This window comes from Roseburia sp. AF42-8 (assembly GCF_003435965.1).
Taxonomy (GTDB): domain Bacteria; phylum Bacillota; class Clostridia; order Lachnospirales; family Lachnospiraceae; genus Roseburia_C; species Roseburia_C amylophila.
Map to the genome: position 1 here is coordinate 51,551 of NZ_QTVB01000008.1, position 12,998 is coordinate 64,548.

11 protein-coding genes and 2 pseudogenes are annotated in these 12,998 nt (G+C 43.1%); all 13 read left to right on the forward strand.

Features of this window, described 5'->3' with window-relative positions:
- Positions 1 to 78 precede the first annotated feature (78 nt).
- The 13 genes and pseudogenes from DW059_RS05235 (at position 79) to DW059_RS05290 (ending at position 12,980) form a co-directional block, all read left to right on the forward strand.
- Positions 79 to 822 carry a DUF6062 family protein gene (locus DW059_RS05235; RefSeq protein WP_117698064.1) on the forward strand — a complete coding sequence of 248 codons (744 nt, stop codon included), beginning with the start codon at positions 79 to 81 and terminating at the stop codon, positions 820 to 822.
- Positions 823 to 900: 78 nt separating this feature from the next.
- Positions 901 to 2,496 (forward strand): potassium/proton antiporter, encoded by a 1,596-nt coding sequence (locus tag DW059_RS05240; protein ID WP_117698065.1) that lies wholly within the window; start codon positions 901 to 903, stop codon positions 2,494 to 2,496.
- Between the two features lie 352 nt (positions 2,497 to 2,848).
- A complete protein-coding gene (locus DW059_RS05245; RefSeq protein WP_117698066.1) occupies positions 2,849 to 3,358 on the forward strand; it encodes an RNA polymerase sigma factor in 510 nt (169 codons plus the stop codon).
- Positions 3,359 to 3,423: 65 nt separating this feature from the next.
- Positions 3,424 to 3,903, forward strand: a complete 480-nt coding sequence (locus DW059_RS05250) for a hypothetical protein (RefSeq protein ID WP_117698067.1) — start codon at positions 3,424 to 3,426, stop codon at positions 3,901 to 3,903.
- Entirely contained in the window at positions 3,846 to 5,561 is a 1,716-nt protein-coding gene (locus tag DW059_RS05255; protein ID WP_147326026.1) for a beta-propeller domain-containing protein, read from the forward strand. Before DW059_RS05250 ends, DW059_RS05255 begins: the two co-directional genes overlap by 58 nt.
- Before the next feature lie 217 nt (positions 5,562 to 5,778).
- The gene (locus DW059_RS05260; RefSeq protein WP_117698069.1) at positions 5,779 to 6,021 is read left to right on the forward strand and encodes a hypothetical protein; all 243 of its coding nucleotides are present in this window, start codon (positions 5,779 to 5,781) and stop codon (positions 6,019 to 6,021) included.
- A 2-nt stretch (positions 6,022 to 6,023) separates the two neighbouring features.
- Positions 6,024 to 6,754 (forward strand): annotated as a pseudogene (locus DW059_RS17065) (aldo/keto reductase); the annotation flags it as partial.
- Between the two features lie 168 nt (positions 6,755 to 6,922).
- Entirely contained in the window at positions 6,923 to 7,201 is a 279-nt protein-coding gene (locus tag DW059_RS17070) for a 4Fe-4S dicluster domain-containing protein (protein ID WP_334294164.1), read from the forward strand.
- Positions 7,202 to 7,360: 159 nt separating this feature from the next.
- A pseudogene (locus DW059_RS05270) lies at positions 7,361 to 8,366 on the forward strand (deoxyguanosinetriphosphate triphosphohydrolase).
- Between the two features lie 3 nt (positions 8,367 to 8,369).
- Positions 8,370 to 10,151, forward strand: a complete 1,782-nt coding sequence (gene dnaG / locus DW059_RS05275) for a DNA primase (protein ID WP_117698070.1) — start codon at positions 8,370 to 8,372, stop codon at positions 10,149 to 10,151.
- A gap of 136 nt (positions 10,152 to 10,287) precedes the next feature.
- A complete protein-coding gene (gene rpoD, locus DW059_RS05280; protein WP_117698098.1) occupies positions 10,288 to 11,400 on the forward strand; it encodes an RNA polymerase sigma factor RpoD in 1,113 nt (370 codons plus the stop codon).
- 3 nt (positions 11,401 to 11,403) lie between these two features.
- Positions 11,404 to 12,198: a tRNA (adenine(22)-N(1))-methyltransferase gene (locus DW059_RS05285; protein WP_117698071.1), complete on the forward strand. Its 795-nt coding sequence runs from the start codon at positions 11,404 to 11,406 to the stop codon at positions 12,196 to 12,198.
- Positions 12,195 to 12,980: a Nif3-like dinuclear metal center hexameric protein gene (locus DW059_RS05290; protein WP_117698072.1), complete on the forward strand. Its 786-nt coding sequence runs from the start codon at positions 12,195 to 12,197 to the stop codon at positions 12,978 to 12,980. The genes DW059_RS05285 and DW059_RS05290 overlap by 4 nt, the downstream gene beginning before the upstream one ends.
- The last annotated feature ends 18 nt before the right edge of the window (positions 12,981 to 12,998 follow it).

A 12,998-nucleotide genomic window follows, 5' to 3' on the forward strand; every position in this document is an offset into this window, starting at 1 on the left:
ATTGCAAAGAGAAGGGTATTCCACAGGCCGAAGGAGTGCATATGGAATACCCTTTTGTGTATCTTTAAGGAGATTAAAATGAAAACAGAGATTTATACGATACCAATACAGGATGCATTTGCAGAGGAAAGCGAATGTCCGGTCTGCAGAATGTATCAGAAATTAGAAGAAAATGCTATCAATTATACCATTGGACCGGGTGCAAGTTATATGGAGGAAGATATCCGGGAGCAGAGCGATGAACAGGGCTTCTGTCAGAAGCATTTGGAAATGTTATATGAATATCCGAATAAATTAGGACTTGCCATGATGTTAAAGACCCATATGGATAAGACAGCTAAGGAGTTAAAAAAAGCAATGAAAGCACCACTGCCTCAGGCAGCTGTACTTTTCAGGAAAAAGAGCCAGACGGTCCATCCGGTGATTACCTTTGTGGAAGAAAAAGAGAAAAAGTGCTTTGTGTGTGATTACATTAATCACAGCTTTACAAATTATATCAATACCATTTACTATTTATATGAAAAAGAAGAGGACTTCCGCAAACAGTTTGCAGCATCCAAAGGCTTTTGTGTAAATCATTATAAAGTTCTGTTTTCCGGTGCCCCGGAATATATGGGTAAGAAATACCTGAATGAATTTCTGATGACTTTAAATGAGACTTTTATTAACGGATATGAGAGGGTGCGGGATGATTTAGAATGGTTCATCTGTAAGAATGATTACCGTTATAAGGAGCAGCCTTGGAAGAATGCAAGGGATGCACTGCAGAGAGGACTGGTAAAGGCAGGAAGTATCATGGAGGCAGAAGAAAAGAAGGAATAGGTAGAGGTAATAAAAGAAAAGGGGATAGAAGAAGACGTAAGAGCAACAGGTAAATAAAAACAGGAAAGAGAGGTATTTATGACAAGTTATATTTTACTGGTAGCAGCAGTGATTTTATTGTGCCTGTCATTGAATAAAATGTCCAACAAACTGGGAATTCCAATGCTGTTGGCATATATTCTTCTTGGCATGATGTTTGGAACAGATGGAATTTTAAAGATTCCTTTTGATAATTTTACGATTGCCGAACAGATTTGTACGGTGTCCTTAATCTTTATCATGTTTTACGGTGGATTTGGAACCAACTGGAAACAGGCAAAGCCGGTGGCTGGTAAAGCAGTATTATTATCAACAGTGGGTGTTATACTGACCGCAGTAACAACCGGAGCATTCTGTCATTTTATATTGAAAATGGATTTCTGGGAAAGTATGCTGATTGGCTCTGTAATCAGTTCTACGGATGCGGCATCGGTCTTTTCAATCCTTCGTTCCAGACGGTTGAATCTTAAGAACAATACTGCATCCATGCTGGAAGTGGAAAGCGGTAGTAATGACCCATGTTCTTATATGCTGACCGTAATTATATTAACAATAATGAGCGGAGAATTAAGTGGTTCTTCGCTGGTTGTCATGATATTCTCGCAGATTATTTTTGGCATATTAGTGGGGGTAGTTGTGGCACTGGCAGCAGCATTCATTTTAAAAAAAGTGAATTTTGCAACGGATGGATTTGATACGATATTTGTATTCAGTATGGCACTGGTATCCTACGCCGGGGCATCCATGATAAATGGAAATGGTTATCTGGCAGCATACATTGCCGGAATTATCCTTGGCAATACTCCACTTCATCACAAAAAATCACTGGTGCATTTCTTTGACGGAATCACCGGATTGATGCAGATGCTGATTTTCTTCCTGCTTGGTCTGCTGGCATATCCATCCCAGCTGCCGAAGATACTGCCGATTGCACTGGCAATTGCGGTATTTTTAACATTTGTGGCAAGGCCGGTTTCTGTATTTGCTATCTTGATGCCATTCCGCTGCCCGGTAAAGCAGCAGCTTCTGGTGTCCTGGGCGGGGCTTCGTGGAGCGGCATCCATAGTATTTGCAATTATGGCAACAGTAAGCCCAGCATATACGAAAAATGATTTGTTCCACATAGTTATTTTCATTGTCCTGTTCTCTATCAGTATTCAGGGTACACTGCTTGGACTGGTGGCAAAGAAGCTTGACATGATAGACGAAAATGGCAACGTCATGAAGACCTTCAGTGACTACTCCGATGAAATGCCGGTGGAGTTTGTTAAAATCAGCATCAAGGCGGGACATCCATGGGAGAACCGCAAGATAAAAGACCTTACTTCCCTGCCGGATTTATTACTGGTGCTGATTCTAAGAGGCGAGGAGCGTATCATTCCAAATGGCAACACGGTAGTGCTTGCCGGAGACAAGATTGTCTTAAGTGCTTTATCTCCGGAAGAAAATCTTGGCATCTGTCTGACAGAAATCCCAATCGAAAAAGACAGCAAGTGGATTGGAAAGCCATTATCCAGAATAAAACTGGGAGAAGAGAAGCTGGTTCTTGTTCTAAAGCGGAATGAGAAGGTTGTGATACCGAACGGAAATACTGTGATTCGTGAAAATGATGTGCTGGTAATCAGCCAGTTATAAATATGTTTTTTTGAATTTTGAAGAATAGCAGGAGTGTTCGCCGAAGTGCAGATGCATTTTAAGGGCTGTTAAGGGCACTTGGAATTTCGTTAGATATTAGGCAATGCCGGCACAAGGATGTGCCGGCAAGGTGCATAGGAACATGGATGTGACTTTGCACCGGTTGCCGGATATAAAAATGATTTTTCGAAATTCTTAGTGCCCTTTACAGCACTTAGACAGCATCTGTATTCGGTGAAGAGTACTGCTATTTTTAAAAATTTAAAAATATATGCAACAGAATGGAATTCAGCGACACTATATATATGAGACCGGTCAAAGGAAAGGACTTAGGAAGGTATAGGGTGAGCATATGGAGCAGGAACTGCAGCTGGTGTGCAGGGCACAAAGTGGGGATACCGGTGCATTTGCACAATTATATGAAGGCGTTTATCAGGACTTGTATCGCTTTGCGTTATATGTGCTGAAGCATCCGCAGGATGCACAGGATGTGGTCAGCGATACCGTGACAGATGCATTTGCACAAATCGGGGAGCTTCGAAAGACAGAAGCGTTCCGGGCGTGGATATTCCGTATTTTAAGTAATAAGTGCAAACGTAAATTAAAAGAGTATGCGACCCGTCCGGAAGAGCTGACACCGGAGCTTTTAGAGCATCTGGGAAAATCCGGAATGGATGAGCATGCAGCAGTGCGGAGCCTGTTCTTTGAGCTGCCTTCCGAGGAACGAATGATTATCGCCATGCATTTATTCTGTGGGTATAGCAGCAAGGAAATCGGAAAACTGTTAGACCTTAACGAAAATACCGTCCGCTCAAAAGAGAGCCGGGGAATAAAGAAAATGGTGGAGAAATATTGGAAGTGAGAAACGGAAGATATGCAAAAAGTCTGAAAAACAACAGAAAATTCAGATGAGATGGAGGTGACGGTATGAATGAACAGGAGATTTTAACCCAGTTAAGAAAAGCGGCGGAAGAGATAGAGATACCAGAGACTCTGAAACCGGAACAGATAGAAAAACAATTACAGGAACAGAAAGCAAAACAGCAGCAGGAAAATCAGCACTTGGAACCGAAAAAATCGAAGAAAATAATTCCATGGCGCAGACTTGGAAGTATGGTGGCAGTGCTGGCACTGGTAGTATGCAGCGGAATTTATATAACAGTGACCCGTTTCGATAAGAATTCCGGTACAGGGCAGACGGATTCCGTAGCAATGACAGATACGCAGCAGACTGTGGGAGAAGCAGATGAAACAGGGTATGTGGATGTGGCAGCTCTTGGAACAATGTATCATCCTGCATCGGATTATAAGGAGGTATATCAGACCCTTCTTAAGGGGTATCAGCAGAATTGGATAGAAGATCTGGAAACAAGTGCGGAGACAAGCGAAGCTGCATCGGGAGCATGAATTCCGGCAGTGACGAATATTACTACAGTGATGAAGCTAAGTACGGAAGTGCCGATGCCGATTTGCTGGAGAGCAGCAAGGAAGGCGGAAAAGATTATTCTACGACAAATCTGCAGATGGAAGGTGTAGACGAGAGTGATATTGCTAAAATTGATGGCAGTTACATTTATACGGTAGAGGATAAATACATTGTTATAACGGATATCCGGGATGGAAAATTAGAAGAAGTAACACGATTTCTCCCGAAAGACTGTGGCGCAGCAGACCGGGTGATGGAAATTTATGTGGATGGAGACCAGCTGATTCTGGTTGTGCAGGGCTATGAGACATCCTTGGGCGAAAGCAGCAAAGCTGGCTCTGATAAGGAAAACTCAGATAAAGAAAGCTCAGATGAAGAAATTGCTGTATCAGATGCTTCTGAAGACAGTGCATTCTGCTATAAAATGAATGGAAAAAGCACCACACAGATTCAGGTATACAGTATCGTAGACCGCAGGAATCCGGAATTTGAAGGAAGATTAATCCAGGATGGTTATTATAATACTTCCCGGAAAATCGGAGATGTAGTCTATCTTTTTACACAGTATCATATGACATCCGATGTGGTGGGATATGTAGAAAAGGAATATACCTCAGTGATTCCGAAGGTAAATGGAGAAAAGGTTGCCGCCGGTGAAATTTATCTGCCGGAGTCATCAGGAGAAAGTGGTATACTGGTTTCTTCACTGGATGTAAATAAGCCGGATAAAGTGCTGGACAGTAAGCTTGTAATCTCTGGATATGCCCAGACTTATATCAGCAAAGATGCCCTGTATTTATATGAGGAAGATTATGATGGGGCAATGATTACCAATATTGCAAAATTTGCACTGGATGAGGGCAGAATCAGTGGTGTGGCGGCAACGGCAGTAAGGGGTTATGTCAGAGATACCTTTGCAATCAATGCCAGTGATGGATATCTCAGGGTATTGACCACCGATTATAGTACAGAGGATGAGGTGAATGCACTTTATATTCTGGATGAGAACTTGAAATTAACCGGACAGTTGACGGGCATTGCACCGGGAGAAGAAATCTATGCCGCCCGCTTTATGGGAAACACTGGTTACTTTGTAACCTACCGGAATACCGACCCGCTGTTTACCGTGGATTTATCAGACCCGGCAAAACCGGAAATTATCGGCGAACTCAAGGTGACCGGCTTCTCCGAATATCTGCATTTCTGGGATGATACACACTTACTGGGAATCGGCTACGAATCTGATGAGAAGACCGGAAATATAGAAAACATTAAGATTTCCATGTTTAATATAGAAAATCCGGGAGAAGTAATCGAAGAGGCAAAGCTGGTATTAAAGGATGTAGATTATAGCGAAGCATTATATGATTATAAGAGTGTCATCATTTCAAAGGATAAGAATTTAATCGGTCTGGTTTGTGAGGATTATAGCGGCAGCGGAATAAAACAGACCTATCAGATATATTCCTATGAAAACGGAGCCTTTAAGAAACAGGCAGAAATTCCGGGTATTAACGGAGCCAATTACGAGAATGTCCGTGGAATGTATAGTGGCAATGTATTTTACCTCTGGATTTATGATAACATTACATCCTATGACATGACCGATGGATTTAAAAAGATAAAGGAGCGGGAGTGATTCTTGCAAAACTTTCCCGATAGCTTTATAATGACAGTATATGTGCCGGGTGGTGGTATGAAAATATCATCACCCGGCAACTTATGCAGAATCGGTGACTGCGAAATGGAGAAATGATAAATAGGGATGTCTGTTTTCTTAATACTTGTCAGGATGCAGTCTTCTGTTCGCCTGTAGACGAATACATTTGCGCAGGCTGCTAGGGGCTCTTAGAATTTTGGTAATACCAGGCAACGCTGGTACAGGGATGTACCAGCGAGGTGCAGAGGAACATGGATGTGACTTTGCACCGTTTGCCATATATAAAAGAATTGTCCTAAAATTATTAGACCCCCTTGCAGCCGGAGTGGTATTCGCTATAGGTGAACAAAAGGCGCATCCCGTCAAAGCAGTGGTAAGATATCCTTATTATCATTTTCCATTTCGCAGCAGCCATAACAACAAGTGCAAGGGAGAATAAACATGCAATATAGAGAAAATCCGGGAAACAAAGACCAGCTGTCCATCTTAGGCTATGGCTGCCTGCGTTATTCTAAGAAAGGAACCGCAATCGACCAGGAAAAGGCAGAGCGGGAGATGGCAGCGGCAGTGGAAGCCGGGGTCAATTATTTTGATACCGCATATACTTACGGTGGAAGTGAAGCCTGTCTGGGAAAATTTTGGCAAAAGGCTATCGGGATAAAGTGAAGATTGCAACCAAACTGCCGCATTATTACATAAAAGCAGAAGGGGATATGGAACGGTATTTTAAGGAGCAGTTAGAACGCCTTCAGACGGATCATGTGGAATATTATCTGATGCATATGTTAAATGATATTGCAGCATGGGAGCGTCTTACAGAACTTGGTATACAGGACTGGATTGCAGAGAAGAAACAATCAGGACAGATTGGAAATATCGGTTTTTCTTTCCATGGAGGAGCAAATCAGTTTAAGAAGATTATAGATGCTTATGACTGGGATTTCTGCCAGATACAGTATAACTATATGGATGAGCATACCCAGGCAGGAACAGAAGGCTTAAAATATGCAGCAGCAAAGGGAATTCCGGTGATTATCATGGAACCGCTGCGGGGAGGAAGACTGGTCAACGCACTGCCAAAGGATGCCAGAGCCATATTTGCATCCGCAGAACCACATCGTTCCCCGGCAGAATGGGGACTCCGCTGGATATGGAATCATCCGGAAGTAACTGTGGTACTTTCCGGAATGAATGATATTGCACAGGTAGAAGAAAATGTGCGGATAGCATCGGATGCCACAGCAGATGCATTAACAGAGAAAGACTTGGAAATCTTTGAAAAGGTAAAGAAATCCATTAACCAGCATATGAAGGTACCTTGTACCGGCTGCGGCTACTGTATGCCATGCCCGCATGGAGTAGATATTCCAACCTGTTTTGCAGCATATAATACACGCTATACCGACAGCTTTTATTCCGGTATGAAGGCATATATTATGTGTACCACTTTAAAGACAAATCCGACCAATGCTTCAAAATGCCGTCAGTGCGGAAAATGTGAGAAACACTGCCCGCAGTCCATTGCCATCCGGCAGGAATTAAAACAGGTGGCAAAGAAGATGGAGAATCCGGTTTATAAGGTAGCAAGGGCGATTTCGAAGCGCATTGGAAAGTATTAGAAAAAATATTATGAAATTTTGTAAAAAATAAAGGAAATTTGAAGGTGGACACAGAATTATAATAGCAGAGGTCGAATGACGTCCTCATAATGGTAAAGATGATGGCAGTGCATTTACATCATGAAATGGTGATGTGACAGGAAGGGAGAAGATAAGGATATGACAATTCGGGAACGGATGGAGCGCATGGAGCATGAGATGTTAAGCCTTATGCAGCATTAAGCGAGAATTCCAAAGGACGGGATTATCCGGAGGCACCTTGTGATATACGTCCCGTATACCAGAGAGACAGAGACCGTATTCTCCACTGTAAGGCATTCCGCCGTCTGAAGAATAAGACGCAGGTGTTCTTAACACCGAAGGGTGACCATTATCGTACCCGTATGTCGCATACCTTAGAGGTATCACAGAATGCCAGAACCATTGCAAAGGCACTGCGGCTGAATGAAGATCTGGTGGAAGCCATTGCATTAGGGCATGATTTGGGACATACGCCATTTGGTCATGCCGGAGAGCGGGTGTTAAATGAACTTTGCTCCGGTGGTTTTAAACATAATAAACAGAGCGTACGTATCGTAGAAAAATTGGAAAAAGGCGGACAGGGACTGAATCTGACCTGGGAAGTGCGGGATGGCATTTTAAATCATCAGACCAGTACGATGCCGCATACACTGGAAGGCAAAATCGTCCGTTTCTCCGATAAAATCGCCTATATTCATCATGATATCGATGATGCGGTGCGTGGAAAGATAATGGTGGAAGAAGATATTCCAATTGAGATACGGAAGGTATTGGGAAAGAATTCGGCAGACCGGCTGGATACACTGATTCATGATATTATTACCAACAGCATGGATAAGCCGGATATCATTATGTCCGATGAAATTTTCCAGGCAATGCAGGATTTACGGAAGTTCATGTTTGTAAGCGTATATACCAATTCCATTGCCAAAGGCGAAGAGACAAAGGCAGAAGGCTTACTCAGCAAACTGTTTACATATTATATGGAACATCCGATGACAATGCCGGCGCAGTATACCGATATGATTGCAGAAGGCGAAGAGGAAGAACGGGTAGTATGTGATTATATAGCAGGAATGACCGACCAGTATGCAATTGCCAAATTCTCAGAATATTTTGTACCGAGGCTTGGCAGGTGAATTAAGGAATGGCATATTATTCAGATGAATTAATAGAAGAAGTACGTTCCAGAAATGATATTGTAGATGTGATTTCCGGATATGTACGGTTGACAAAAAAAGGCAGCACGTATTTTGGACTGTGCCCCTTCCATAATGAAAAGACAGGTTCTTTTTCCGTATCACCGAATAAGCAGATGTATTACTGCTTTGGATGCGGAGCAGGCGGAAATGTATTTACTTTTCTGATGCAGTATGAGAACTTTTCATTCCCGGAAGCGATGGAGGCATTGGCAGAGCGTGCCGGAATCGAACTGCCGAAGCAGGAAATGAGTGCCCAGGCAAAGAAAGAAGCAGACAAACGCCAGATTCTGTTAGAGATTAACAAGGCAGCTGGCAAATATTATTATATGCTGCTGAGGAGTGGACACGGAAAACAGGCGTATGAATATTTTAAAAAGAGAGAATTATCGGATGCCACCATGCAGAAGTTTGGGCTTGGCTATTCGGATAAATACAGTGATGATTTGTACCGCTATTTAAGAAAGCTTGGATATGATGATGCAATCTTAAAGGAATCCGGTCTTGTGTCCATTGACGAAGTCCGGGGTGGACATGATAAATTCTGGAATCGTGCCATGTTTCCGATTATGGATGTGCATAATAAAGTAATCGGATTTGGTGGACGAGTCATGGGAGACGGCGAACCGAAGTATCTGAATTCGCCGGAGACCAAAGTCTTTGATAAGAGCCGGAATCTGTATGCATTGAATTTCGCAAGACAGACCAAGAAACCGCAGATGCTCTTATGTGAAGGCTATATGGATGTGATTGCGCTGCATCAGGCAGGCTTTGACAATGCAGTGGCATCCTTAGGAACCGCGTTTACCAGTGGACATGCCAGTCTGCTGAAGCGATATACGAAGGAGGTTTATCTTACCTTCGACAGCGATGGCGCCGGAATTAAGGCGGCACTTCGTGCAATCCCGATTTTAAAAGAAGTAGGGCTGACTGCCAAAGTCATCAACATGAAGCCGTACAAAGACCCGGATGAATTCATCAAGGCACTTGGAGCGGAAGAATACCAGAAGCGGATTGATGCGGCAGAAAACAGCTTTATGTTTGAAATCAGGATTTTAGAGCAGAAATATGATATGAAGGACCCGGAAGGAAAGACCGCATTCCAGACAGAAGTGGCAAAGAAACTGCTTGATTTTACCACGGAACTGGAACGGAACAATTATATGGAAGCTGTGGCGGATAAATATCATATGAGCTTTGAAGCACTCCGGAATCTGGTAAACCAGCTGGGCACCCAGGGAGGACTTGTAAAAGAGCGGACACCGCTTAAGAGTGGGCTGAATGAGAAGAAGCATAAGAAAGAGGACGGCATGAAGCAGTCCCAGAAATTGCTTTTGACCTGGCTCATAGAATATGATAATCTGTACGATAAAATCAAAGATATCATTACACCGGAAGATTTTACGGAAGACATTTTCCGTAAGGTGGCAGAGCTTCTTTATGAGCAGAAGAAGTCGGGTACTGTCAATCCGGCACAGATTATTAGTTTATTTGCAGAAGAAGAGGAACAGCGGGAAGTTGCAGAGCTCTTCCATGCGAGAATCCATGAAGTAGATTCTGCTGCAGAGCGGGATAAGGCGTTAAAAGAGACGATTCTGCGGGTGAAGGATAACAGCATCTCCTGCCGTTCGGCACACTTAGAACCTACGGATATACAGGGCTTGCAACAGATTGTGGCAGATAAGAGAACCTTGCAGAATATGGAGAAAATGCATATTTCTATAGATTGAGGACAAAATACTATTTAGTCCCGTTTATATGACGAATCATGAGAGGATGAACAAGAAAATGGATGAAAAGATGGAAAAGACTACGAAAAAGACAACAAAAGCTGCAAAAAGTGCTCCGGCAGCAAAAGACGAAAAGATGAGCATTGAGGAGAAAAAAGCAAAATTGCAGGAAAAACTCCAGGAACTCCTTGCACTGGCAAAGAAGAAAAAGAACAGCCTTGAGTATCAGGAAATCAGCGAGTTCTTCAAGGACATGGAACTGGATGCAGATGAGTTTGAGAAAATCTTAGACTTCCTTGAGACCAATAACATTGATGTGCTTCGAATCATGGATGATGACGATATCGATGACGATATCATCTTAGATGACGAAGACGAGGTAGAGGTAGAAAAGATTGATTTATCGGTACCGGACGGCGTATCCATTGAGGATCCGGTCCGTATGTATTTAAAGGAAATCGGTAAAGTACCTCTTTTAAGTGCAGAAGAAGAAATCGAGCTGGCAAAGAGAATGGAATTAGGAGACCAGGAAGCAAAGAAACGTCTGGCAGAAGCCAACCTTCGTCTGGTGGTAAGTATTGCAAAACGTTATGTAGGACGTGGTATGTTATTCTTAGACCTGATTCAGGAAGGTAACTTAGGTCTGATTAAAGCCGTTGAAAAATTCGATTACCGGAAAGGCTATAAGTTCTCTACCTATGCAACATGGTGGATTCGTCAGGCAATCACAAGAGCCATTGCAGACCAGGCAAGAACCATCCGTATCCCGGTTCATATGGTTGAGACCATCAACAAACTGATCCGCGTTTCCAGACAGTTACTGCAGGAGTTGGGACGTGAACCGACCCCGGAAGAGATTGCAGCAGAAATGAATATGCCGGTAGACCGTGTACGCGAAATCTTAAAGATTTCCCAGGAGCCGGTTTCTTTAGAGACTCCAATCGGTGAAGAGGAAGATTCCCATTTAGGAGACTTCATTCAGGATGATAATGTACCGGTACCTGCTGATGCAGCAGCATTTACCCTGTTAAAAGAGCAGTTGGAGGAAGTGCTTGGAACACTGACCGAGCGGGAGCAGAAGGTATTAACCCTTCGTTTTGGTCTGGAAGATGGACGTGCCCGTACACTGGAAGAAGTTGGAAAAGAATTCAATGTAACCAGGGAGCGTATCCGTCAGATTGAAGCAAAGGCACTCCGTAAACTGCGTCATCCAAGCAGAAGCCGCAAATTAAAGGACTATCTGGAGTAATATATGAATAAACTTTCAAAAAGAATGCAGGCAGTTGCAGCATTGGTTCAGAATACCACCTGCCTTGCAGATGTAGGATGTGACCATGGTTATGTTCCGATTTATCTGATTCAGTCAGAATGTATTGGGCATGCCATTGCAATGGATGTGAACCGGGGTCCGCTTCTTCGGGCAGAGGAGCATATCCGGGAAGTTCATTTAGAAGATTACATAGAAACCAGATTGTCCGATGGACTTACGGCACTGGCTCCATCCGAAGCCGATGGCGTGGTAATCGCCGGAATGGGTGGAGCGTTGACAAAACGGATTCTTGCAGAGCATCCGGAAGTCTGGAAGAAGATGAATAATCTTGTGTTACAGCCACAGTCTGAAATAGAAGAGGTACGCCGTTATATTTATGCGGAAGGCTTTCACATTGAAGAAGAAGATATGGTGGAAGAAGAAGGCAAATATTACGTGATGTTAAGATGCGTACCGGGAAAAGCAGCACCGTTGACGGATGTTGCTTTTCGTTATGGTGGATATTTATTGCAGACAAAAAATGAAATATTAAAACAATATTTAACAAAACAGAGACAGCAGTTCTCGGAAATCTTAAAGAAACTTGAAATCCAGAAGCTTATGCCGGAGCAAACTGTATTGCAGAAACCAGAATTGCTGCAACAATCTGCAACGCAACAGGATGAATTGCAGCAGAAAGAAGATGGCAGTACAAGACGCTTTGAACGGCAGAAAGAACTGGAAGAGAAACTTGCAATGATAGAAGAAGCAGAGCGTATCATGGGAGAAAATATATGAAGTGTGAACAGATACGGGAAATATTAGAGACACTTGCTCCTGTAGCAATGGCCTGTGAATGGGATAATCCAGGATTTCAGGTCTGCAGATGGGGGAAAGAGATAAACAGTATCTATCTGGCGGTAGATGCAACCGATGAAGTAATTGCGGAAGCAAAAGAACTTAAGGCTGATATGATACTGACGCATCATCCGTTAATCTTTGGTGGAATAAAAAATATTCTTACCAGTGATTTTATCGGCAGAAGAATTTACGGACTGGCACAGCAGGATATGGTTTACTGTGCGATGCATACGAATTTTGATATCTGCGTCATGGCGGACCTTGCAGCAGATTACATGGAACTAATGGAGACAGAACCATTGGAAGTAACCGGGGAGTGGCAGGGAAAATCCTGTGGTATCGGTAAAGTAGGAATGCTGCCGCAGCAGATAAGCCTTGAGGATTGCGGCAGGATTGTAAGAAGCCGGTTTCAGACAGAAGCGGTAAAAGTATTTGGTGATACCAGCCGCATGGTACAGCGTGCAGCAATTTGCCCCGGCTCCGGAAAGAGTGAAGTGGATGAAGCGATTGCAAAGGGTGCCCAGGTGTTGATAACGGGAGATATTGACCACCATACGGGAATCGACGCAGCAGCCCGAGGCTTAAGTATCTTAGATGCAGGACATTATGGATTGGAGCATATTTTTGTAACCTATATGGCAGAATATTTCAAGGAAAAATTACCGGAACTGAACATATACAGCCAGAAGTTACAATCTCCGTTTTCCTATATTGTATAAATAGTAATCAAAGAAATG

Bases quoted from the DNA above. Each gene is read 5' to 3' on its own strand.
- DW059_RS05235 (WP_117698064.1), top strand. From the start codon at position 79: ATGAAAACAGAGATTTATACGATACCAATACAGGATGCATTTGCAGAG.
- DW059_RS05240 (WP_117698065.1), top strand. From the start codon at position 901: ATGACAAGTTATATTTTACTGGTAGCAGCAGTGATTTTATTGTGCCTG.
- DW059_RS05245 (WP_117698066.1), top strand. From the start codon at position 2,849: ATGGAGCAGGAACTGCAGCTGGTGTGCAGGGCACAAAGTGGGGATACC.
- DW059_RS05250 (WP_117698067.1), top strand. From the start codon at position 3,424: ATGAATGAACAGGAGATTTTAACCCAGTTAAGAAAAGCGGCGGAAGAG.
- DW059_RS17070 (WP_334294164.1), top strand. From the start codon at position 6,923: ATGCCATGCCCGCATGGAGTAGATATTCCAACCTGTTTTGCAGCATAT.
- dnaG (WP_117698070.1), top strand. From the start codon at position 8,370: ATGGCATATTATTCAGATGAATTAATAGAAGAAGTACGTTCCAGAAAT.
- rpoD (WP_117698098.1), top strand. From the start codon at position 10,288: ATGAGCATTGAGGAGAAAAAAGCAAAATTGCAGGAAAAACTCCAGGAA.
- DW059_RS05285 (WP_117698071.1), top strand. From the start codon at position 11,404: ATGAATAAACTTTCAAAAAGAATGCAGGCAGTTGCAGCATTGGTTCAG.
- DW059_RS05290 (WP_117698072.1), top strand. From the start codon at position 12,195: ATGAAGTGTGAACAGATACGGGAAATATTAGAGACACTTGCTCCTGTA.